The 22,681-nt window shown below is 71.3% G+C and carries 21 protein-coding genes; 13 read left to right on the top strand and 8 right to left on the bottom strand.

The annotated features are described in order from the left end of the window. Positions 1-14: 14 nt before the first annotated feature. Positions 15-764, bottom strand: coding sequence for a CPBP family intramembrane glutamic endopeptidase (locus E9228_RS05945; protein ID WP_166779660.1), 750 nt, complete (start codon positions 762-764; stop codon positions 15-17). 193 nt (positions 765-957) lie between these two features. Between E9228_RS05945 and typA the strand changes: the two genes are divergently transcribed. The 7 genes from typA to E9228_RS05910 all read left to right on the top strand — a co-directional run bounded on the left by typA (position 958) and on the right by E9228_RS05910 (position 9,065). Beyond that, positions 958-2,880, top strand: a complete 1,923-nt coding sequence (typA, locus tag E9228_RS05940; RefSeq protein WP_111075669.1) for a translational GTPase TypA — start codon at positions 958-960, stop codon at positions 2,878-2,880. 98 nt (positions 2,881-2,978) lie between these two features. Beyond that, the gene (locus E9228_RS05935; RefSeq protein ID WP_166779659.1) at positions 2,979-4,172 is read left to right on the top strand and encodes an amidohydrolase; all 1,194 of its coding nucleotides are present in this window, start codon (positions 2,979-2,981) and stop codon (positions 4,170-4,172) included. Between the two features lie 92 nt (positions 4,173-4,264). Further along, positions 4,265-4,813, top strand: coding sequence for a hypothetical protein (locus E9228_RS05930; protein WP_166779658.1), 549 nt, complete (start codon positions 4,265-4,267; stop codon positions 4,811-4,813). Positions 4,814-4,854: 41 nt separating this feature from the next. After that, on the top strand, positions 4,855-6,111 hold the full coding sequence (locus E9228_RS05925; RefSeq protein WP_166779657.1) for a PIG-L family deacetylase: 1,257 nt from the start codon (positions 4,855-4,857) through the stop codon (positions 6,109-6,111). Between the two features lie 39 nt (positions 6,112-6,150). After that, entirely contained in the window at positions 6,151-6,465 is a 315-nt protein-coding gene (gene fdxA, locus E9228_RS05920; RefSeq protein ID WP_166779656.1) for a ferredoxin, read from the top strand. 3 nt (positions 6,466-6,468) lie between these two features. Then, positions 6,469-7,587 (top strand): succinyldiaminopimelate transaminase, encoded by a 1,119-nt coding sequence (dapC, locus tag E9228_RS05915; protein ID WP_166779655.1) that lies wholly within the window; start codon positions 6,469-6,471, stop codon positions 7,585-7,587. A 179-nt stretch (positions 7,588-7,766) separates the two neighbouring features. Further along, positions 7,767-9,065, top strand: a complete 1,299-nt coding sequence (locus tag E9228_RS05910) for a citrate synthase (protein ID WP_166780145.1) — start codon at positions 7,767-7,769, stop codon at positions 9,063-9,065. A 159-nt stretch (positions 9,066-9,224) separates the two neighbouring features. Here the strand turns inward: E9228_RS05910 and E9228_RS05905 are convergent, their stop codons facing one another. Then, positions 9,225-11,057 (bottom strand): M60 family metallopeptidase, encoded by a 1,833-nt coding sequence (locus E9228_RS05905; RefSeq protein ID WP_166779654.1) that lies wholly within the window; start codon positions 11,055-11,057, stop codon positions 9,225-9,227. Between the two features lie 817 nt (positions 11,058-11,874). Beyond that, the gene (gene dapD / locus E9228_RS05900; RefSeq protein WP_166779653.1) at positions 11,875-12,858 is read right to left on the bottom strand and encodes a 2,3,4,5-tetrahydropyridine-2,6-dicarboxylate N-succinyltransferase; all 984 of its coding nucleotides are present in this window, start codon (positions 12,856-12,858) and stop codon (positions 11,875-11,877) included. Between the two features lie 128 nt (positions 12,859-12,986). On the opposite strand from dapD, the gene dapE reads away from it, so the two are divergent. From dapE to E9228_RS05880, 4 genes are all read left to right on the top strand, one after another. Beyond that, the gene (dapE, locus tag E9228_RS05895; protein ID WP_166779652.1) at positions 12,987-14,069 is read left to right on the top strand and encodes a succinyl-diaminopimelate desuccinylase; all 1,083 of its coding nucleotides are present in this window, start codon (positions 12,987-12,989) and stop codon (positions 14,067-14,069) included. After that, complete coding sequence (locus E9228_RS05890; protein WP_341849797.1) at positions 14,066-15,313, top strand: hypothetical protein; 1,248 nt, start codon at positions 14,066-14,068, stop codon at positions 15,311-15,313. Before dapE ends, E9228_RS05890 begins: the two co-directional genes overlap by 4 nt. 106 nt (positions 15,314-15,419) lie before the next feature. Then, entirely contained in the window at positions 15,420-15,590 is a 171-nt protein-coding gene (locus E9228_RS05885; protein ID WP_017887054.1) for a DUF3117 domain-containing protein, read from the top strand. A gap of 206 nt (positions 15,591-15,796) precedes the next feature. After that, the gene (locus tag E9228_RS05880) at positions 15,797-16,468 is read left to right on the top strand and encodes an AAA family ATPase (protein WP_252727875.1); all 672 of its coding nucleotides are present in this window, start codon (positions 15,797-15,799) and stop codon (positions 16,466-16,468) included. Positions 16,469-16,539: 71 nt separating this feature from the next. Here E9228_RS05880 and E9228_RS05875 read toward each other — a convergent pair whose 3' ends face one another. Next, positions 16,540-17,172: a class I SAM-dependent methyltransferase gene (locus tag E9228_RS05875; RefSeq protein ID WP_166779650.1), complete on the bottom strand. Its 633-nt coding sequence runs from the start codon at positions 17,170-17,172 to the stop codon at positions 16,540-16,542. Positions 17,173-17,235: 63 nt separating this feature from the next. Here E9228_RS05875 and E9228_RS05870 point away from each other — a divergent pair, with 63 nt between their 5' ends. Beyond that, positions 17,236-17,610, top strand: a complete 375-nt coding sequence (locus E9228_RS05870) for a twin-arginine translocase TatA/TatE family subunit (RefSeq protein ID WP_166779649.1) — start codon at positions 17,236-17,238, stop codon at positions 17,608-17,610. A gap of 37 nt (positions 17,611-17,647) precedes the next feature. Here the strand turns inward: E9228_RS05870 and E9228_RS05865 are convergent, their stop codons facing one another. Genes E9228_RS05865 through E9228_RS05855 form a run of 3 tightly spaced genes read right to left on the bottom strand, consistent with a single transcriptional unit; the run spans position 17,648 to position 20,751 of the window. Then, complete coding sequence (locus tag E9228_RS05865; RefSeq protein WP_166779648.1) at positions 17,648-18,808, bottom strand: P-loop NTPase; 1,161 nt, start codon at positions 18,806-18,808, stop codon at positions 17,648-17,650. Further along, the gene (locus E9228_RS05860; protein WP_425248367.1) at positions 18,801-19,436 is read right to left on the bottom strand and encodes a DUF1003 domain-containing protein; all 636 of its coding nucleotides are present in this window, start codon (positions 19,434-19,436) and stop codon (positions 18,801-18,803) included. The genes E9228_RS05865 and E9228_RS05860 overlap by 8 nt, the downstream gene beginning before the upstream one ends. Beyond that, a complete protein-coding gene (locus E9228_RS05855; protein WP_166779647.1) occupies positions 19,420-20,751 on the bottom strand; it encodes a magnesium transporter MgtE N-terminal domain-containing protein in 1,332 nt (443 codons plus the stop codon). The genes E9228_RS05860 and E9228_RS05855 overlap by 17 nt, the downstream gene beginning before the upstream one ends. 92 nt (positions 20,752-20,843) lie before the next feature. Between E9228_RS05855 and E9228_RS05850 the strand changes: the two genes are divergently transcribed. Next, positions 20,844-22,103, top strand: a complete 1,260-nt coding sequence (locus E9228_RS05850; RefSeq protein WP_166779646.1) for a YflT domain-containing protein — start codon at positions 20,844-20,846, stop codon at positions 22,101-22,103. 96 nt (positions 22,104-22,199) lie between these two features. On the opposite strand, the gene E9228_RS05845 is transcribed toward E9228_RS05850, so the two are convergent. Further along, the gene (locus tag E9228_RS05845) at positions 22,200-22,673 is read right to left on the bottom strand and encodes a GNAT family N-acetyltransferase (RefSeq protein ID WP_341849795.1); all 474 of its coding nucleotides are present in this window, start codon (positions 22,671-22,673) and stop codon (positions 22,200-22,202) included. Between the last annotated feature and the right edge of the window lie 8 nt (positions 22,674-22,681).

The raw sequence follows: 22,681 nt of genomic DNA, 5'->3' as shown, positions 1-22,681 counted from the left end.
GTGGGCCCGGTGCGTCACGAGAACAGCCCGGGGAAGGCCCGTGCGACGAAGGGGTAGCCGACGAACACCGTGGCGTCGAGGAGCACGTGCGTGATCACGAGGGGGAGCAGTCGTCCCCACCTGGTGTAGATCCACCCGAACACGACGCCCATCACCGCGTTGCCGATGAACGCGCCGAACCCCTGGTAGAGGTGGTAACTGCCGCGGAGGAGCGCCGTGGACAGGATGACCTGCCACCGCCCCCACCCGAGCTCTCCGAGTCGCGCGTACAGGTAGCCGACGACGATCACCTCCTCCTGCAACCCCGAGCGGACGGCCGACAGCAGGAGCACCGGGACCGTCCACCAGTACGACCCGAGGGCTGCCGGGTCGACGGCCACCGTGATGCCGAGCGCCCGTCCGGTGAAGTAGAGCGCGAGCCCGGGGATCCCGATGCCGAGCGCGATGAGGGCGGCGCCGCCGAGGTCCGGGCGGACCCGGAAGCGGTCGATGCCGAGTCGGCCGAGGTGCGGCCGCGAACTGCTCCACAGCAGCATGCAGACCAGCGCGACCGGGGCGAGGTCGACCGCGATCCCCAGCAGCTGGCGCGCGAGGTCGACGTACTGCACGGTCGTCGTCGAGGTGTTCAGTGCCGTCGACTGCTGCCCGAGCGGCGTGGTCTGTGACAGGTCGTCGATGATCTGCAGCACCGAGTAGAGCGCGCTGGAACCCAGCGAGAGCATGAGGACGACGGTGATCTCGGTCCACGTTCGCCGACGGCTCATGCGCTGTACTCCCTCTGCTTGCGAACTACCGGTAGACTGGCGAGTCGGGCATGGTCCCGAAAACCGTCGGGCACGGTCCCGCACCCTCGGGCTGGTCCCGAGAACCCCTCTGGACCGGCCCGGGAACCCTCGGGAACGGCCCGAACCCCGGGCACTCGCCCGATCATCTTCCGAACACAAAAGGATGTCCTGTATGGCGCTCGCCACTCGGTCCGACCTGCGCAACGTCGCCATCGTGGCACACGTCGACCACGGCAAGACCACCCTCGTCGACGCGATGCTGACGCAGACCAACTCGTTCGACGCCCACTTCGAGGGCGAAGACCGGATGATGGACTCGAACGACCTCGAGCGCGAGAAGGGCATCACCATCCTCGCGAAGAACACGTCGGTCCTCTACAACGGCAAGCACGCCGCTGAGTTCGGCGCGGGCGGTCCCATCACGATCAACGTGATCGACACCCCGGGCCACGCCGACTTCGGTGGTGAGGTCGAGCGCGGCCTCTCCATGGTCGACGGTGTCGTCCTGCTCGTCGACGCGTCGGAGGGCCCGCTGCCCCAGACGCGCTTCGTGCTCCGCAAGGCGCTCGCCGCCAAGCTCCCGGTGATCCTGCTCGTCAACAAGACGGACCGCCCGGACTCCCGCATCGACGAGGTCGTCTCGGAGAGCCAGGACCTGCTCCTCGGTCTCGCCTCCGACATGTCGGACGAGGTCGACGACCTCGACCTCGACGCGATCCTCGACGTGCCGGTGGTCTACGCCTCCGGCCGCAACGGTGCCGCGTCGCGCAACAAGCCCGAAGACGGCACGCTGCCCGACAACGACGACCTCGAGCCGCTCTTCGAAGCGATCCTCCAGCACGTCCCGGCCCCGACGTACGACGACGAGCACCCGCTGCAGGCGCACGTCACGAACCTCGACGCCTCGCCGTTCCTCGGCCGCCTCGCCCTGCTCCGCATCTTCCACGGCGAGATGAAGAAGGGTCAGACGGTCGCCTGGGTCAAGCACGACGGCACCGTCGTCAACGCCCGGATCACCGAGCTCCTCATCACCAAGGCACTCAACCGCTTCCCGGCCGAGTCCGCGGGCCCCGGTGACATCGTCGCCGTCGCCGGCTTCGACACGATCACCATCGGTGAGACGCTGAGCGACCCCGAGGACGTCCGTCCGCTGCCGACCATCACGGTCGACGCGCCGGCGATCTCGATGACGATCGGTACCAACACCTCGCCGCTGGTCGGCAAGGTCAAGGGCCACAAGCTCACGGCCCGCATGGTCAAGGAGCGCCTGGACCGCGAGCTGGTCGGCAACGTCTCGCTCAAGGTCGTCGACATCGGCCGTCCGGACGCCTGGGAGGTCCAGGGTCGTGGTGAGCTCGCACTCGCCATCCTGGTCGAGCAGATGCGTCGCGAGGGCTTCGAGCTCACCGTCGGCAAGCCGCAGGTCGTCACCAAGCGTGACGAGAACGGCAAGCTGCAGGAGCCGTACGAGCACATGACCATCGACACGCCGGAGGAGCACCTCGGCGCCATCACCCAGCTCATGGCCGCCCGCAAGGGCCGCATGGAGAACATGGTGAACCACGGCACCGGGTGGATCCGCATGGAGTTCATCGTGCCGTCGCGCGGCCTCATCGGCTTCCGCACGTCCTTCCTCACGGAGACCCGCGGCACCGGCATCGCCAACGCGATCTTCCACGGCTACGACGAGTGGGCCGGCGCGATCCAGACCCGCATCAACGGCTCGATCGTCTCCGACCGCTCCGGTGTGGTCACCCCGTTCGCCATCACGAACCTCCAGGAGCGCATGTCGTTCTTCGTCCAGCCGACGGAAGAGGTCTACGAGGGCATGGTCATCGGCGAGAACTCGCGCGCCGACGACATGGACGTGAACATCACCAAGGAGAAGAAGCTCACCAACATGCGGTCGGCCAACGCCGACACGTTCGAGTCGATGACGCCGTCCCGGCAGCTGTCGCTCGAGGAGTGCCTCGAGTTCGCCCGCGAGGACGAGTGCGTCGAGGTCACCCCGGACGCGGTCCGGATCCGCAAGGTCGAGCTGGACGCGTCGGCTCGCCAGCGTTCCTACGCGCGCCTCAAGCGCCAGGACGCGTAAGCAGTCAGCACCACCCCTGGAGGCCCGTCCTCCGTCCCACGGCCCGGTCACCGCTCGCAGGTGGCCGGGCCGTCGGCGTCGGGAGATACGGTGGACGGGTGACTCTCGACCTGCTCTCGATCTACCAGGACCTCCACGCCCACCCGGAGCTCGGCTTCCAGGAGCACCGCACCGCGGGCGTGGTCGTCGACCGACTGACCGAGATCGGCGGCATCACCGTCACGACCGGTGTCGGCGGGACGGGTGTCGTCGGGGTCCTCGAGAACGGCGAGGGGCCGGTCGTCTGGCTCCGCGCCGACATGGACGGCCTGCCCGTGCAGGAGCGCACCGGTCTGCCCTACGCCAGCACCGCCCGTGCGACGGACGAGGACGGCAACGAGGGCCCGACCATGCACGCCTGCGGTCACGACATCCACGTGACGTGGCTGCTCGGCGCACTCGAGCGCCTCGTCGCGACCCGTGCGGACTGGAGTGGCACCGTCGTGGCCGTGTTCCAGCCGGCGGAAGAGGTCATCTCCGGCGCCCGTGCGATGCTCGACGACGGACTCGTCGAGCGCTTCCCGACGCCCGCCGTGGTCCTCGGGCAGCACTCGGCCCCGGCACCGGTCGGCGTCGTCGCCGTGGGGTCCGGCGCCGTGATGGCGTCGAGCGACCGCTTCACCGTCACCTTCAACGGTCGCGGTGCCCACGGTTCGGCACCGCAGGCGTCCCTCGACCCGATCGTCACGGCGGCCTCCGCGGTGGTCCGGCTGCAGACGATCGTCTCGCGCGAGGTCGGCCCGAGCGACGCCGGGGTCGTCACGGTGGGCTCGTTCCACGCCGGGACGCGGCCGAACATCATCCCGGACACCGCGGTCATCGAGATCTCCACGCGGGCACGCAACGAGGAGACCCGGGCGCGCATCATCGCCTCGATCGAGCGCATCGTCCGGGCCGAGAGCGAGGCCGGGGGACTCGGCGCGCCGACGATCGAGCGTGCCCCGGGAGCGGACGTCCTGGTCAACGACGCCGAGCAGGCGGCTGTCGTGCTCGAGGCCGTCCGCGCCGTCGTGCCGCACGCCGTCGACATGGAGTCCGGGCTGGCGATGGCGTCCGAGGACGTCGGACAGCTCGCGACGGCCGCTGGCGCCCCGATCGTCTACTGGTTCACGGGCATCACCGACCCGGAGCTGTTCCGCCGCGGCGAGGACATCCCGAGCAACCACTCGCCGTTCTACGCACCGCAGGCCGACACCGCCATCCCCGTCGGCGTCGACGCCCTCGTGGCGGCAGCCCGCGCCGCGCTCGACTGACGCACGCCGGGTGGACCCCGCATGCCCCCAGTGCGGGTGATCACCCAGCGGATGCTCGACCACTTCGAGGTCGGGGCGGTTACGGTACCGGCATGCGCCACCCGATCCGCACCTCCCTGACCGCCGCCGTCGCTGCCGGCGTCGCCCTCGCCGGGCTGAGCGGCTGCTCGTCCGAGACCCTCTCGCAGGCGACGGACCTCGGTTCCTCGGTGGCGTCGAGCGTGTCCGAGACCGTGCAGGGCATCGACGGTGCCGCGATCCAGCAGGGCATGGCGAAGGTCGCGGGCGGGATCGACGGCGCGCTCGACACCGCCCTCAAGGGCACCAGGGTGACGAGCGACGGGCAGGTGCCCGCGGGCTTCCCGTCCTCGGCCGTCCCGCTGGTCGACGGCACCGTGCTCGGCGGGGGCGCGGGACCCGCCGGCTCCGGGTGGGTCGTGCAGGTCCGCGCGGCGTCGGTCGACGACTTCGCCCGGGCGGCGCAGCAACTGGCGGACGCCGGGTTCACGAAGTCGGCCGAGCGGGCTGACTCGTCGAGTGCCTTCGGCCTGTTCCGGAGCGACGACCACCGTGTCGTCGTGACGTTCTCGTCCGAGGACGGTGGCGGCGCGACCGCGACGTACATCGTCACTCCCCGCTGACCCACGCCGCGGCCGGACGACGTCCCGTACGCTTGCAGGCGATGTCCACGGTCACACGCCCCGAGCGCGTCCTCTTCGTCCACGCGCACCCCGACGACGAGACGCTCGCGTCCGGGGGCACCATCGCGACGCTGCTCGAACTCGGAGCCCAGGTGACCGTCCTCACGGCCACCCGGGGGGAACGCGGCGAGATGCTCACACGCGAGCTCGCCCCGCTGGCCGGGGACGGCCTCCGGGTCGCTGCGCACCGTGAGACCGAGATCGCCGCCGCGCTGGCGGCCCTGGGCGGACCCGCGCACCTCTGGCTCGGCGGCCCCGGAGCCCGGCCCACCGACCTCCCGACGCGGCGGTACACGGACTCGGGCATGCAGTGGGGCCCGGACGGACGAGCCACCTCGGCCGGTGACGCCCCGGCGGACTCGTTGACCCGCGCGGATCTCGGCGAGGTGGTCGACGACGTCCGCGCCGCCATCCGCTCGACCGGTGCCGACGCCGTGGTCAGCTACGGCGACGACGGCGGCTACGGGCACCCGGACCACCTGCGGATCCACGCCGCCGCCCGGTACGCAGCGACGGCCGAAGAGGTCCCGTTCTCGATGATCGTGGACGCCGACTCCGGGCTGGCGGACCTCACGGTGGACGTGCTCCCGGTACGGGGGCGGGTCCGGGCGGCGCTCGAGCAGTACCGCAGCCAGGTCGCGGTCGACCCCGCCGACCCGCAGGACCCCGCGTCGCTGTCGTACGTCATGCCGCACGGCGTCCGGCACCAGGTCCCCGCGCTCGAGGCCTTCCGGCACGACACGCCCCCGGCTCCGGTCGCCCCGCAGACGTTCGCCGAGATGTCCGGCCAGGGCAAGGCCACCGCGGTCGTCGTGGCCGCCGTCGTCGGGGTCCTCGTCGGGGCCCTCGGCACGATCACCCACCAGCAGACCGTCGCGATCGGCTCGTGGAGCACCGCCCCGATCGGCATGGTCCTGACCACCCTCATCGTGATCGGCATCGTCGTCGGGATCCGCCTGCTGTACCGTTCGCGGCTGCTCGTCGCGGCGGTCGGCATCGGGATCATCCTGGCCACCCAGGTGCTCGTGGCAGTGGCCGGAGCGACGTCCCCGCTGGTCCTGGCGAACGCCGCGGGCTACGTCTGGACGTTCGGACCGGCGGTCGTGGCGATGCTCGTCCTCGCCTGGCCGGACCTCACCGGGCTCCGCGCCCACCAGCCGACCGACGGGCAGCGCCCGACGGACGTGCAGCACCCGACGAACGGCGAGCGGTCCGAGGTCGCAGCCCCGCACGAGTAGGCTGGCAGTCGCTCAACCCCCGGAAGGGAGCACTCGCTCGTGACCTACGTGATCGCCCAGCCCTGTGTCGACGTCAAGGACCGCGCGTGCATCGACGAATGCCCCGTGGACTGCATCTACGAGGGTGACCGGTCGCTGTACATCCACCCGGACGAGTGCGTCGACTGCGGTGCCTGCGAACCGGTCTGCCCGGTCGAGGCCATCTACTACGAGGACGACCTCCCCGAGCAGTGGGCGGACTACTACAAGGCGAACGTCGAGTTCTTCTCCGAGATCGGGTCGCCCGGTGGTGCCGCCAAGGTCGGCGTGATCCACGCGGACCACCCGGTCATCATGGCGCAGCCGCGGGCCTGACCCGTGCCGCTCGACCTGCCGGACTTCCCCTGGGACCAGCTCGCGCCGTACAAGCAGCGTGCCTCGGCGTACGACGGCGGCATCGTCGACCTCAGTGTCGGGTCGCCGGTCGACCCCACGCCCGAGGTCGTCCGCCGAGCCCTGGCCGACGCGACCGATGCGCACGCCTACCCGCAGGTCGCCGGCACCCCGGCCCTCCGCGACGCGATCGCGTCCTGGTACGGCCGACGACAGGGCGTCCAGCTCACCGCCGACCACGTCCTGCCGACGATCGGGTCGAAGGAGTTCATCGCGGGCCTGGCGCTCTGGATGGGCCTCGGTCCGGGTGACACCGTCGTGTTCCCGGAAGCCGCCTACCCCACCTACGAACTCGGTGCGGCCCTCGTGCGCGCCGACGCCCTGGCCGCCGACGACCCCGCCGCGTGGCCGACCACCACGAAGCTCGTCTGGCTGAACTCCCCGGGCAACCCGGACGGGCGGGTGCTGTCGATCGAGCAGCTCCGTGCCGCGGTCGAGCGGGCCCGCGAACTCGGTGCGGTCATCGTCGGCGACGAGTGCTACGCCGAACTCGGCTGGGACGCCCCGTACGACACCACGCCGACCCCGACGATCCTCGACCCCCGCGTGGTGGGCGACTCGTTCGACGGCGTCCTCAGCGTCTACTCGCTGTCGAAGCAGTCGAACCTCGCCGGGTACCGCGCGGCCTTCGTCGCCGGGGACCCGCGGCTGTTGGCGGACGTCCTGGCGATCCGCAAGCACACCGGCATGATGCCGCCGCTGCCGGTGCAGCAGGCGATGATCGTCGCGCTCGAGGACCAGACCCACGTGCAGCAGCAGAAGACCCGCTACCGCAACCGGCGGAACGTGCTCCGGACGGCATTGGAACGTGCGGGCTTCCGTATCGACGACAGCGGTGCCGGTCTCTACCTCTGGGCGACCCGCGACGAGCCGGCCCTCGACACCGTCGCGTGGTTCGCCGAGCACGGCATCCTGGTCGCCCCGGGCACGTTCTACGGGGCCGCCGGCGCGCGCCACGTGCGTGTCGCACTGACCGCGACCGACGACCGGATCGCCGCCGCGGCGCAGCGTCTCGCCAGCGCGGGCCGTGTCGCGAACGGCTGACGCGCCTCCCGGCCGGACGCCCGCCCACCGGCGACGCGTCCGCGCAACAGCGGTTCCACACCAACAACCGAGCCGTTGCATGTACCCGAGCGACAGTCGCCGCGATTAGGCTGTCCAGCGTGACTGACACTGCCAACGACGCTCAGAAGACGGCCACACCGCCCACGACGCCCGTCCCCGTGAGCCCCGGCGCCGAACAGGCGACCGAGACGGCCACGCTGACGTACCCGGGGGGAACGGCGGAGTTCCCGATCCTGCAGAGCGTCGACGGCGCCTCCACGATCGACATCTCGACGCTCAAGAAGCAGACCGGGCTGAACACGCTCGACTACGGCTTCGTGAACACCGGGGCCACCAAGAGCGCCATCACCTACATCGACGGCGACCAGGGGATCCTGCGCTACCGCGGCTACCCGATCGACCAGATCGCCGGGAACTGCACGTTCCTCGAGGTCGCCTGGCTCCTCATCTACGGCGAACTGCCGACACCGAGCGAGCTCGACGCCTTCGACAGCCGCATCCGCCGGCACACGCTGCTGCACGAAGACCTCCGTCGGCTGTTCGACGCGCTGCCGCACTCCGCGCACCCGATGTCGGTGCTGTCCAGCGCGGTCAGCGCCCTGTCGACGTACTACGAAGACGACATGGACGTCGACGACCCCGAGAAGGTCGAGCTGCAGACCGTCCGGCTCCTCGCGAAGCTCCCCGTCATCGCGGCGTACGCGCACAAGAAGGCGATCGGTCAGGCGTTCCTGTACCCGGACAACAACCTGTCCTTCGTCGACAACTTCCTGCGGCTGAACTTCGGCACGATGGCCGAGCCGTACCAGCCGAACCCGGTGCTGTCGAAGGCACTCGACCGGTTGCTCATCCTGCACGAGGACCACGAGCAGAACGCCTCCACCTCGACCGTCCGGCTCGTCGGCTCGACCAAGGCGAACATGTTCGCGTCGATCTCCGCCGGCATCAACGCGCTCTACGGCCCGCTGCACGGCGGCGCGAACGAGGCCGTGCTCGAGATGCTGCAGCAGATCAAGGACTCCGGCGAACCCGTCACGCGCTTCGTCGAGCGGGTCAAGAACAAGGAGCGCGGGGTGAAGCTCATGGGTTTCGGACACCGTGTCTACAAGAACTACGACCCGCGCGCCAAGCTCGTCAAGGAGTCCGCGGACGAGGTCCTCGAGGCCCTCGGCGTCCAGGACGACCTGCTCGACATCGCGAAGGAGCTCGAGCAGATCGCCCTCGAGGACGAGTACTTCGTCAGCCGCAAGCTCTACCCGAACGTCGACTTCTACACCGGCATCATCTACAAGGCGATGGGTTTCCCGCCGCGGATGTTCACGGTGCTGTTCGCCATCGGACGTCTGCCGGGCTGGATCGCGCAGTGGCGCGAGCTCAACAACGACCCGCTCAACAAGATCGGTCGGCCCCAGCAGCTGTACGTGGGGTACCCGGAGCGGAACCTGCCGCAGCGCTGACCTGGTCGCACGCGTCCACGTGCGCCGACGAACAGGAGGCCCGGTGCCGGTCATGCAGACCGGCACCGGGCCTCCTGCCGTCCTGGCCGCCGGTTCGGCTCCGCTCAGTCCAGCGCGTCGGGTCAGTCCGGTGCGTCGGGTCAAGTCCAGCGCGTCGGGTCAGTCCAGCGCGTCGAAGTCGTCCCAGATCGGGGTCTCGAGCGCCGGGTACTCGGCGAGGTGCGGGCGGAGGTCGTCCTCCACCCGGACGCCCCACTGCTCGAAGAACGGGGTGAGGTCGTGCCCCGCGACGTGCGTGGCGTGCAGGATGAAGGCGCGGCGTGCCTCCCGGTCGCTGCCTGCGGCGACGTCGGCCCGCGCCCGCGCGGCGACGGTCGACAGGAAGTCCTCGCCGTACGCGCGACGGAGCTGGTCGAAGACCAGGTGCCGGGTCATGCTGTTCATCTGGTTCGACCAGAAGTCACGCTCGCCGACCGGCTGCTGACGGAACCGGTCGACCTTCGCGCGCCACGAGTCGAGCGGGTTGCGCTGGTGCACCTGCTCCTCGAGCACGATGCTGGCGAGGTCCTGCGAGATCGTCCCGTCGGCCTGGCCGTGCTCGTTCGTCCAGCGCATCACGTCCTGCTGGAACACCCGGCCGAACGCGGCGCGGAGCGCCTGCTCACCGGCCGCCGAACCGTCGCTCGTGAACAGGGCGTGCGGGGACGCGTGGTCCGTCGGGAACGCCACCCAGCCCTGGTGGACGTTGGTCGGGGTGTTCGCACCGGCGTCGCCGTAGCTCGGCGTGGTGATGTGCACGCGGTGGCCCGTGTCGGCGACGCCCCACACCCGCTGGTTCGTCCGGACGGTCTCGTCCCATCGGTCGATCCGGACGTCGAGGTCGTCGTCGGCGATCAGGGCCTCGTTCTGGTCGCTCTGCGGAGCGGTGCGGTCGGAGCGGAGGACGTCAGCCTGCACCTGCTCGCCGATCAGCGAGAAGAACGGTGAACGGTCCCAGTCGCGCAGCTGCGCGTCGAAGTCGGCACGATCCGTCACGCCCGCGACGTAGGTCGGGACGGGAGCGCCGCCGCGGACGACGATCGTGCCGTCGTCGCTGGTGCTCCGGTCGATGATGCTGACGAGACCGTCGTGCGGGGCGGTGACCGTGTTCTGGCCCGGGTGGAGCGCCTGCGTGGCGATGCCGACGTCGCGGCACCCGTTGATGCCGAAGTAGTTGCCCTGCTGGCCGATGGCGACCTCGGCGTCGGTGACGCCCGCGGGGACCTCGACCACGAAGGTCTGGTGGGCGCGGATCCACCGGCCGGCCTGGCGGAGGTCGCTCCGGGCGGCCTGTGTGCCGTCGTGCTCCTGCGCGGCGAGGGCGCTGCCGAGGGGGCGGACGGGGACGTCGGTGTGGCCGCTGGTGACGGTCGGCCAGGTGTGCTCGGGGGCGGGGGACGGGGAGTCGTCCTCGTCGGCCGTGCCGGGCGTCTCGGTGCCCGGGGTCTCCGCGCCGGGCGTCTCGCTGCCCGGGGTCTCCGTGCCGGGCGTCTCGCTGCCCGGGGTCTCGGTCGCGTCGTCGGCCGTGCAACCGGTCACGGCGGCACCGTCGACGGAGCAGTGCTCCGGCAGGGTGCCGGCGGCGTTCAGCAGGAAGAGCGGGACCTCGAACGTCGCACCCGGTTCGAGCACGCCCGAGGGAGCGATCCGCACGTGGGTGCCGTCGGTCTGCACGTCGACGCGGGCACCGAGGCGGTTGTGCACCATGCCGGTCGGCAGGTCGAACTCGACGGCCGACGCGGCAGGCGTGCTGCCGGTGTTCTGGAACGTGAACACCGCGTCCGTCACGGCATCGGTGACGACGGTGGTCCGGAGTGAGGCGGTGACGCTCGAGGAGGGCGCAGCCTGTGCAGCAGCGGGGACGAGGACCGTGCCGAACACGGTCGAGGCGAGGACGAGCCCGCACGTGCCGAGGCGTGCGGCGCGGCGGGTAGCTGGAGGAGGCGAGGTCATGACGGATCCTTCGATCGGGACGGGGTCAGCCGGAAGTATCTCATATATTGCAACCGAGATACGAACCGTGCACCCCGAGGGCGCGAGCGGGCGGAACACCCGGGAGCCGGGACTCGGTGGCCCGCATCCGTGCCCGCTCGCGTCAGGTGTCGGTCGGCCAGCCGCCGTCCCGGGCCCGTCCCGGACCTCCAGCCCGAGACGCACCGACGGCGAACGGGCGGAACACCGCGGTCCGGAGCGCGGAGGGCCCGGGAGTTCCGCCCGCTCGCGAGAGAGGGGGGAGGAGGACGGACCGGGCGCGGCACGGCCACGCCGGGGGACGAGCCGTCGCGGGCGTTGAGCGGGCGAGATGCCACGTCCGGAGGGACGGGCCACCCTGGTCTTCCGCCCGTTCGCTGGCCAGGAGGCACGGCCCACCCGACCAGTGCCGCCCGCGCCCGGTGGACCGGCACCCCGGCGACGCCGAGCGGGCGGAACACCAGGGAGCGGGGGCGACCTCACCCTGGCATACCGCCCGCTCGCGGGGTCGACGCGGTCACGGACCCACGCCGACGGTCTCCCCGTCGACGCGGGTCTCCATCCCGCTGCGGGTCACGGACCGGACCGGATCGGACCGGACTGGATCGGATCGGACCGGACCGGGCCGCGCCGGGCCGGGCCGCGCCGCGCCGCGCCGGGCCAAGGTACCCGGGGGATCGTCACGGCACGCGAGCCGCGGGCTCCTCCAGGCAGGTCGCCGGGCGCACGGACGGGAGGCCCGTCACCCGCCCGTCGGACGTGTGACGGGCCTCCCGTCGGGTGCGCTGGAGCCTCGTGGTCAGGCGTGCAGTGCGGTGTTCAGCTGGATGCCCTCGCCCTTCCGCTGCAGGGCCTCGACCGCCCCGGTCAGGGAGTTCCGACGGAACAGGATGTTCGGCGCGTCCGACAGCTCGGCGGCCTTGACGGTCCGGGGGGTGCCGTCCGGGTTCGGAGCCGCACCGACCAGCACGACCTTGGTGCCCGCGGTGACGTAGAGCCCGGCTTCGACCACGGAGTCGTCCCCGAGCGAGATGCCGAGTCCGGCGTTCGCACCGAGCAGGGCACGGGCGCCGAGTCGCACGCGGTGGGTGCCGCCGCCCGAGAGCGTCCCCATGATGGACGCGCCGCCGCCGATGTCGGTCCCGTCGCCGACGACGACGCCCTGCGACACGCGGCCTTCGATCATCGCGTCGCCCAGGGTGCCGGCGTTGAAGTTCACGAAGCCCTCGTGCATCACCGTGGTGCCCGGTGCCAGGTGCGCACCGAGCCGGACCCGGTTCGCGTCGCCGATCCGGACGCGGTCCGGGACGACGTAGTCGACCAGACGCGGGAACTTGTCGATCGCGTGCACCGCGATGCCGGCGCGCTGCAGCGTCGGACGGAGACGCGTGAGGGACTCGGGGTGCACCGGGCCGGCGTTCGTCCACGCGACGATCGGCAGGTGCGCGAAGACCCCCTCGAGCGAGATCTCGTTCGGGCGCACGTGCAGGTGGCTCAGCAGGTGCAGGCGCAGGTAGGCGTCCGGTGTGCTGGCAGGAGCGTCGTCGATCGCGATCTCGACGGTGGTGGTCTCGATGCGCACGTCCCGCCGGGGGTCGTCGCCGGCGGCATCGGAGAGTTCGGCGGGCACGGCGGCGTCGGCCGGCAGCGCACCGAGGAACGTCGCGGGGAACCACGTGTCGAGCACGGTGCCGTCGGCGGCGATGGTCGCGAGGCCGTGGCCCCAGGCGTGCGTGGGGCGGGCCGTGGCGGGCGGGGCGGGCTGCGGAGTCGTCTCGGTCACCCTCCGAGGGTACCGACGAGCCCGCGCCGGAGACCGTCCACCCGGACTGCTGTGGAGGACGGCGACCGGGGAACTGTGGGACTGTGTAGAACTGCGGACCTGCGGGGAACGGTCGGTAGGCTGCCCGCATGCCGCAGCCGCTCGACCTCTCTGCCTCGTCCATCGACATCACCCGCGCGATCTGCGACATCGAATCGGTGTCCGGCAACGAAGGCGCGCTCGCCGACGCGATCGAAGCCGCCCTCGCTCCGCTCGACCACCTCGACGTGGTCCGCGACGGAGATGCCATCGTCGCGCGCACGCAACTCGGCCGTGACCGCCGGGTGGTCATCGCCGGTCACATCGACACGGTGCCGCTCAACGACAACCTGCCGACCGAGTTCCGCACCGCCGACGACGGCACCGAGATCCTCTGGGGTCGCGGGACGGTCGACATGAAGGCCGGCTGCGCGGTGCAGCTCAAGCTCGCCGTCGACCTCGTCGAGCCCAACGTCGACGTCACGTGGGTGTTCTACGACCACGAAGAGGTCAGTGACGCGCTGAACGGTCTCGGCCGTCTGGCCCGCACGCGGCCGGAGCTGCTCGCCGGCGACTTCGCGATCCTGGGCGAGCCGTCCGGGGCGCAGATCGAGGGCGGGTGCAACGGCAACCTCCGCGCCGAGGTCCGCACGTTCGGCAAGCGGTCCCACAGCGCGCGCAGCTGGATCGGTGACAACGCGATCCACAAGACGGCACCGATCCTTGCCACCCTCGCCGCGTACGAGCCGCGCACCGTGACGGTGGACGGGCTCGAGTACCGCGAGGGGCTGAACGCCGTCGGCATCTCGGGCGGCATCGCCGGCAACGTCATCCCGGACGAGGCGATGGTGCACGTCAACTACCGCTTCGCGCCCTCGCGCTCCGCCGAGGAAGCCGTGGCGCACATCCGTGAGCTGTTCGACGGCTACGACGTCACGATCGTCGACCTGGCCGCCGGTGCCCGCCCAGGCCTCGACGCTCCGCTCGCGCAGCAGTTCGTCGCAGCGGTCGGCGGTCCCGCACCTCGTCCGAAGTACGGCTGGACCGACGTCGCACGCTTCTCGGCACTCGGCGTGCCGGCGGTCAACTACGGCCCCGGTGAGCCGGTCTTCGCGCACCACGACGACGAGCAGGTCCCCGTCGCCCAGATCACGGCCGTCGAGGACGGACTGCGGCGGTGGCTGACGGCGTGACCACAGCCTCCTCGGCGGTGCCCCGTGCACGGCCGTCGCGAGCTGCTGTGTCGTGGGTGGTCGTCCGGTGGCGTCTGCTGCCGTGGTGGCTGCGGATCACCGTCGTCTACACGCTCTCCCGTGTCCTGACGACGGTGCTGATGTCCGGCTTCGCGCGGATCCAGACGGCGAACTCCTTCACGGTGCAGCAGCCGTCGTACCTGTCGTTCGCGTCGATCTGGGACGGCGCCTGGTACCGGGTGATCGCCGCGTCCGGCTACCCGTCGACGCTGCCGATCGACGCGGCGGGGCACGTGACCGAGAACGCGTGGGCCTTCATGCCCGCCTACCCCTTCACGGTCCGGGCGCTCATGACGGTGACGGGTGGGTCGTTCGAGTTCGTGGCCGTCTGGGTGTCGCTGCTCACCGGGTGGGGCGCGGCCCTGGTCTTCCGCCGTCTGATGGGGCGTTTCCTGGAGCCGGCCCGGGCGACGTTCGCCACGGTCCTGTTCTGCGTCGCGCCGGTCTCGGTCATGTTCCAGGTGGCCTACGCCGAGGCGATGGGCGTCCTGCTCCTGCTCGTCGCACTGCTGCTCCTGGTGCAGCGCCGGTACTGGGCGATGCTGCCCGTGGTCCTGCTGCTCGGGATCACGCGGCCCACCGGTCTGGCGTTCGCGCTCCTGATGGCGATGTTCGTCTTCGTCGGTGTGCTCCGCCCGGCCTGGCTGCGGATGTCCGAACGGCTGACGCTGCGCACCGCCGTGGCCCCGTCGGTCGTCGCGGTGGTGTCCGGACTGGTCGGTCTCGCCTGGCCCGCGATCGCCTGGGCAGCCACCGGGGTGCCCCGCGCCTACACCGACACCGAGCTCGCCTGGCGGTCGTCGTACATCGGTTGGGGCGAACTCGTGCCGTTCGCCCCGTGGGTGCAGGGCTTCGGGTGGTGGTTCCACCAGCCGGCCGGGACGATCCTGCTGGTCGTGGTCCTCGTCGGCTTCGTGGCCGTGGTGTTCCAGCCGGCTGCCCGGCGCATCGGCCTCGAGCTGCGGCTCTGGGGCTTCGCCTACCTGGTCTACCTGCTGGCGGTGTTCTTCCCGCAGTCCAGCACGTGGCGGATCCTGCTGCCGATCGCGCCGCTGCTCGGCGTGGTCGCGCTCCCGCGGTCGCGTGTCTACCGGGTCGCGATGGTGGTCCTGGCGGTCGTCCTGCAGTGGACCTGGCTGTACTACTGCTGGTGGGTGGACGGGTACGACTGGACCCCACCGTGAGCCTCCCCGGTGTCCACGGGGAACACCCCCGACCTGGGCGGTTTCGCAGTCGTGCCTGTCTACGGGATAATGGCCCCTGTTCGTACTGCACGAAAGGGGACATCTGATGGCAGCAATGAAGCCGAGGACCGGCGACGGGCCGATGGAGGCTGTCAAGGAGGGTCGACTCATCATCGTGCGGGTTCCGCTCGAAGGTGGAGGCCGCCTGGTGGTCTCGGTCAACGACGCCGAGGCCAAGGAACTCCACGACGCACTGGCAGAGGTCGTCTCGGCCTAGTTCGTCGACGCACCACCACGGAAGGCCCGGGACGCGTACGTCCCGGGCCTTCCGTGCGCTGACCGGCGGAGTTCCGTGCGCAGGGTGGTCACGGACGCCCGGACTGGAGGCTGTCGGTCGCGCCCGGCATGATGGGTCACGTGCCCCGGGACCGCGTCCGCAACCAGCCGGTCCGCCGCATCGAGGAGTACTGCGACCCGGACCCCATGCCCCGCGACGAGTGGCCGGCGACCCTGGCCCCGGTGCGGCAGCTCCTCGACGAGGGCCTCGAACTCGGCCCCGTCACGGTCCTGGTCGGCGAGAACGGCGTCGGGAAGTCGACCCTGGTCGAGGCCATCGCGCTGGCGTTCGGGATGGCTCCGGAGGGCGGATCGACCGGGTCCGGGCACACGACACGCCCGTCGGAGTCGGACCTCTGGGAACACATCCGGCTGGTCCGCGACTTCGGGGCGGCGCGCAGCGGGTTCTTCCTGCGTGCCGAGACCATGCACGGCTTCTTCACCTACCTGGAGCAGAACCCGAACCCGAAGCGTGCCGAGCCGCACTTCCACGAGCGCAGCCACGGCGAGTCGTTCCTGGACTTCGTCATCGACCGGGCGCGGTGGCCGGGGCTGTGGGTGCTCGACGAACCGGAGTCGGCGCTGTCGTTCTCGGGCTGCCTGTCCCTGATCGCGCTCCTGCAGTCCATCGTCGAGGACGGCGTCGGGCAGGTGGTGCTGTCGACGCACTCGCCGGTGCTCGCCGCGTTCCCGGGCGCGACCGTGCTGGAGGTCGGGGAGTGGGGCATCCGGCGGAGCGACTGGGCGGACCTGGACCTCGTGCGGAACCAGCGGGCGTTCCTCGAGGCCCCGGAACGGTACCTGCGGTACCTGGAGTGAGGCGCGCCTCCCGGCCGGCTCCGCACATGCCGGACCGGACGTGCCGGACCGGCCGTGCCGTCGGGTCCGGCTCAGTCGGTGAGCTTCGTCATCTGCAGCAGCCCGTCGCCCGCGGGGGACAGGGCGCTGCGGACGGCACCGGAGGTCGAGACCTCGGTGAGGAGCAGCCGGAAGTCGGTCGTCGCCCGGTCCCGCTTGACCGGGTCTGCGACCTTGCCACGCCACAGGGCGTGCGGGACGAGGACCGTGCCACCGGTCTTCGCCAGTCGGAGGCCGTGCTCGACGTACTCGATGACGTGCTCCGGGTCGGCGTCGATGAGCACGACGTCGTACGAGGCGTCGTTCATCCGCGGCAGCACCTGCGCCGCACGGCCGGGGATCAGGCGGACCCGGCCGGACGCGGTGCCGGCGGCGATGAAGGCGTCGCGGGCGTCCTGCTGGTGGTCGATCTCGACGTCGATCGTCGTCAGCGTCGCGTCCGGCGCACCCGCGAGCAGGTACAGACCGGAGACGCCGAGCCCGGTGCCGATCTCGATGATGCTCGTCGCCCGTGAGGCGGCGGCGATCACGCTCATCTGCGCACCGATGGCGGGTGAGACGGCTTCGACCCCGAGCTCGAGGGAGCGCTCACGGGCACGGGCGACACCGTCGGGTTCGGAGACGATGTCCTCCGCGAACTTCCAGTTCGAGTCTTTCTCTGACACGCACACTCCTCGTCGGTCAACTCTACGGGTGACTCGCCGACTCCACGCGTTAGGCTCGCTCCCGTGAACATCCAGCTCGACAAGATCCTGCTCATCGGGATCATCGCCGTGCTGTTGCTCGGGCCGCAGCGGCTGCCCGTGTACGCCCAGAAGCTCGCCGACTTCGTCAAGGCTGTCCGCCGGTTCGCGGACACCGCGAAGGACCGGATGCGCGAGGAGATGGGCCCCGACTTCGACGACGTGGACTGGCAGAAGCTGGACCCGCGTCAGTACGACCCGCGCCGGATCATCCGTGACGCCCTGCTCGACTCGCCGTCCTCGGGTGCCGAGGCGGCTGCGGCGGCCGCGACCGTGACGGCCGCGAAGGTCCGTGCGCCCGCGCCGATCGTCCCGCTGGCGGCCGGCGAAGCCGCCCCGTACGACGCCGAAGCGACCTGACGCCGGTCCGACCTGACGCGGGACCTGAGGGCGCCGGTCAGGACAGGGACAGGCCGAGCTTCCGGCCGGCCAGCCCGCGACCCATCGCGGTGAGCCGGTCCGCGACCGCGTCGAGCGCGACCGCTGCGGCATCCGCCGGGTCACCCAGCACGACCGGGAGGCCCGCATCACCGCCGGCACGCAGCGGCACCGAGAGCGGCACCCGGCCGAGCACCGGCACGGGGACGTCCTGCCCGCGGGAGAGCCGCCGGGCGGTCTCGTCGCCACCGCCCTCGCCGAAGAGGTGCAGCACGCTGCCGTCGGGCTGCACGAGTCCCGCCATGTTCTCGACGACACCGATGACCCGCTGACCCGTCTGTCGGGCGACGATCCCGCTCCGCTCGGCCACGTCCGCCGCAGCCGCTTGCGGGGTGGTGACGACCAGGACCTCGGCGTGCGGCAGCAGCTGGCCGACGGAGATCGCCACGTCGCCGGTACCGGGCGGCATGTCGAGCAGGAGCACGTCGAGGTCGCCGAACCAGACGTCCGACAGGAACTGGTTCACCGTGCGGTGCAGCATCGGTCCGCGCCAGGACACCGCGGTGGAGACGTCGTCGACGAACATGCCGATCGAGACGACCTTCACGTCGTGGGCGACCGGCGGCAGGATCATGCTGTCGACGCGGGTCGGGCGTGGCGCGACGCCGTTCGCGTCCGTGAGGCCCATGAGACCCGGGATGCTGAAGCCGTGCACGTCGACGTCGACGATGCCGACGCGCTGCCCACGACGGGCGAGGGCGACGGCCAGGTTCGCCGTCACGGTGGACTTGCCGACGCCGCCCTTGCCGCTCGTCACGGCGATCACACGTGTCAGCGAGTCCGGGGTGAACTGCACGCCCTTCGGCCGACCCTCGCGCAGCCGCTCCGTGAGGGCACGACGCACGGCGGGGTCCATCACGGACACGTCGACGTCGACCGCCGCGACACCCGCGACGGAACCTGCGGCGGCCCGGACGTCCCGTTCGATGGTGTCGGCGGCCGGGCACCCCACGATCGTGAGCTGCAGGTCGACGCGCACCGAGCCTCCTGGCTGGACGTCGACCCCCCGGATCATGTCGAGCTCGGTGACGGGGCGACGGATCTCGGGGTCGATGACGCGGCCGAGGGCAGCGAGGACGGCTGTGCCGAGCTGGTCCTCCGGGTGGGAGGCGTCAGCCACGCGTCACCGAGCGGTCGTGGCCCCGATCACGGCCCCGGTCGTGTCCGCGGTCGTGCACCTGGCTGCGCGCGCGGTCCCGTTCACGGTCGTCCAGCTCGTCGAGGTCCTCGGGGTCGCCGTCGCGGCGGTCGAGCTCCTCGAGCAGGGACCGTAGTTCGGCGCGGATGAAGTCCTTCGACGCCATGTCCCGCATCGCCAGGCGGAGCGCGACGACCTCCCGGGCGAGGTACTCGGTGTCGGCCAGGTTCCGCTCGGCGCGCTGCCGGTCCTGCTCGAACTGCACGCGGTCACGGTCGTCCTGACGGTTCTGCGCGAGCAGGATCAGCGGCGCCGCGTACGAGGCCTGCAGCGACAGCACGAGCGTCAGCGCGGTGAACCCGATCGCGGCGGAGTCGAACTGCCACGGCTTCGGCGTCAGGATGTTCCAGCCCATCCAGAGAACGCAGAAGAGCGTCAGGCCGATGAGGAACCAGGGGGTGCCCATCGCCCGCGCGATGCCTTCGGTCGCACGGCCGAACGCGTCGCCACGACCACGGCGTCGGGTCGGCAGGACGCGGGTGCGCATGCCCTTGGGGGAGTCGAGACGTTCCTCGGGTCGTTCCCTGCGGTTCTCATCGGTGCGTGCCACGAGTCGTCCTCCTTCCCGGGGTCACCGGTGCTCTGCGGGTCAGTGAGCGTGGGCGCGAGACCGCGCCCGGGTTGGCGTCGGCCTCGTCCTGACTGCGCCAGTCGTCCGGCAGGACGTGGTCGAGGACATCGTCGATGGTCACCACCCCGACGAGTCGGTGGGCGTCGTCGACCACGGGGACGGACAGGAGGTTGTAGGTCGCCATCACGCGGGTCACCTCTGCGGCACTCGCGTCGACCTTGACCGGTTCGGTCTGCTGGTCGATGAGGGTGCCGAGGCGTTCGTTCGGCGGGTACCGGAGCATCCGCTGGAAGTGCACCAGGCCGAGGAAGCGTCCGGTCGGCGGTTCGTACGGCGGGAGCGTCACGCAGACGGCGGCGCCGAGCACCGGGGCGAGTTCGTGGCGACGGATCAGCGCGAGACCCTCGGCCACGGTCGAGTCCGCGGACAGGATCACCGGTTCGGTCGTCATGAGCCCACCGGCGGTGTCCGGCTCGTACTCGAGCAGCATCCGGACGTCCTGCGCCTCTTCCGGCTCCATGAGCTCGAGGAGGGCTTCACTGCGCTCGGACGGCAGCTGGGCCAGCAGGTCGGCGGCGTCGTCCGGCTGCATCTGGTCGAGCACGTCAGCGGCGCGGGAGTCGCGGAGCGCGGACAGGATCTCGATCCGCTCCTGGTCCGGCATCTCCTCGAGCACGTCGGCGAGGCGGTTGTCGGGCAGTTCCTCGGCGACCTCGAACCGACGCTCGGACGGTAGGTCCAGCAGGGTCGACGCGAGGTCGGCCGGCACCAGGTCCGAGTACGCGGCGATGACGTGTTCGGCGGACTGGGACTCACCCGGCAGCTCGTCCTCGGTGACCTCGGTCCAGGCGGCGAACGTCGTCGGGCCCTTGCCGAACGGGGAGGGCGTGGTCTTCGGCTTGCGGAGGAAGAGCTGCGCGATCGACCAGTCACCCTGGCCGTGGTCCTCGACGGCGACGTCCTCGATGGTCGCGCGGATCTGCTCCTTCTTGATGAGCACCTTGCGGCCGAGGATCTCGGCGATCACCCGGACCTCGCCACCGCGCTGCTCGAAGCGGCGCATGTTGACCAGGCCCGTCGTGATGACCTGGCCGGCACCGATGGAGGTGATCCGGCCGATGCTGACGAAGATGCGGCGCTTGCCGGGGACCTCGACGATCAACCCGACGACCTGCGGAGCGTCGACCCGGCGGTACACCACCAGGACGTCCCGGACCCGGCCCACCCGATCGCCCGCGGGGTCGAAGACGGAGCACCCGGCCAAGCGGGCGACGAAGACCTTCGAGGCGCTCACCCGTCCAGCTTAGTCGCTCGCTCCGGCGTGCTCGCCGCCCCTTCCCTGGTGGTTCTCGTGCGATCGCAAGGAGCCCGGTGGATGATGGCTGTGTGAGCACTCAGAGCCCCTTCGGCGGCCGCACGGCACAGGCGTTCCCCACGCTGCCCCGCGGTGACGTCCTCGGCACCTACGACAGCTACCCCGAAGCACAGCGCGTGGTCGCGAAGCTCGCCGAGGCGGACTTCCCGGTCGCGAAGCTCGCGATCGTCGGCAACGACCTCAAGACCGTCGAACGCGTCACCGGCAAGATGACCTACGGTCGTGCAGCCCTCGCCGGCGCGCTCTCCGGGCTCTGGCTCGGGTTCTTCTTCGGCATCGTCCTCACCCTCTTCTCGCCGTCGGCGGGCGGGCTCTTCGCCGCCGCCGCGGTCATCGGCGCGGGCTTCGGCATGCTCTACGGCATCGTCTCGTTCGCGATAACCAAGCGGCAGCGGGACTTCACGAGTGTCCACCAGGTCCTCGCCACGAACTACCAGATCGTCGTCGAGCCGCAGCTCTCCGGACAGGCGCAGCGCATCCTCGGGCAGGTCGGTGCGGTCGAGCACACCTCGTGGGACCAGCCCGGCGCGGGCGTCGCCAAGCGGGGCGGCCAGCCCGGGCAGCCGGGCCAGTACGGACAGCAGGGACAGCCGGGCCAGTACGGACAGCAGGGACAGCCTGGCCAGTACGGACAGCAGGGACAGCCTGGCCAGTACGGACAGCCCGGCCAGTACAACCAGCCGGGTGGGGCACCGCAGTACGGCCAGCAGGGTGGCGGGCCGCAGTACGGCCAGCAGGCACCCCAGCACGGGCCCCAGGGCCAGCAGGGCGGCGCACCGCAGGGCTCGCCCTACGGCGGGCACGCGACCCCGCACCAGCAGCCGGGTTCCGGCCAGCAGGGTCCGCCGTCCCAGGACGGCCGCCCCCGCTACGGCACGAACGACGGCCCGCGGTACGGCGCGAACGACGACGACGCTGCCCGGCAGGCGCCGGACGACAGCGGTCGACGTGACGCGACGGGAGGCCCGCGGTACGGCACGAACGACGGTGCGGCCCGCGACGCCTCCGGTGACCGCGGCGCGAACCCGCCGCAGCGACCCGGGGGTGCCACCCCGCAGTTCGGCACCAACGAGGGCGGCCCGCGTCCGACGTCCACCACCGACGGGGTCGGATCCTCGCCCGAGCGGCCCGACACCGCGCCGCGCTTCGGCACGACCGACGGCCCGCGGTACGGCGAGCGGACCGCGACGCCCGGGTCCGAGCAGCAGACGGACGAGGGCGCGACGGACGACACCGGGTCGCCCCGCCACGACGACGGACACCGCGACTGACCGCAGCGCGCGGCGATCATGACGGAGGGGCTCCCGGACCAGATGGTCCGGGAGCCCCTCCGTCATGCCCGCGCGATCGAGGTCAGCGCACGTCGATCAGAGGATCTTGGAGTAGCAGACCGAGCGGTCCGCGCCCGCGTAGGGGCCGAAGTTCGCGATGCGGCTGAAACCCTCGCGCTCGTAGAAGGCGATCGCGCGCTTCTGCTCGGTGCCCGTCTCGAGGACGAGCGCCGGCGAGCCCAGATCGAGCGCCGCCTCTTCCAGCCGACGCAGCATCGCCGCGGCGACACCCGACCCGCGGGACTCCGTGCGCACGTACATCCGCTTCACCTCGGCGATGCCGTCGTCCACCAGTCGCAGACCACCGCAGCCGACGGGCGTGCCGTCGCTGTCCCGCGCGACGAAGAACACCGCGATCGAGTCCGCCGTCGGCTTCGGGCCGGGCTCGGTGTCCGCACCGTAGGTGCTGTCGATCTCGATGCGCTGGGCTGCACGCAGCCGCTGTGCATCGGGCGAGTCGAAGTGCTCGACGTCGATCAGGAAGGTGCTCGAGGGGGCTTCAGCGCTCACGAGGCCCA

It is taken from the genome of Curtobacterium salicis, from assembly GCF_011759505.1.
In the GTDB taxonomy this organism is placed as follows: Bacteria; Actinomycetota; Actinomycetes; order Actinomycetales; family Microbacteriaceae; genus Curtobacterium; species Curtobacterium salicis.
This window is presented reverse-complemented; position numbering and strand designations above follow the sequence as displayed.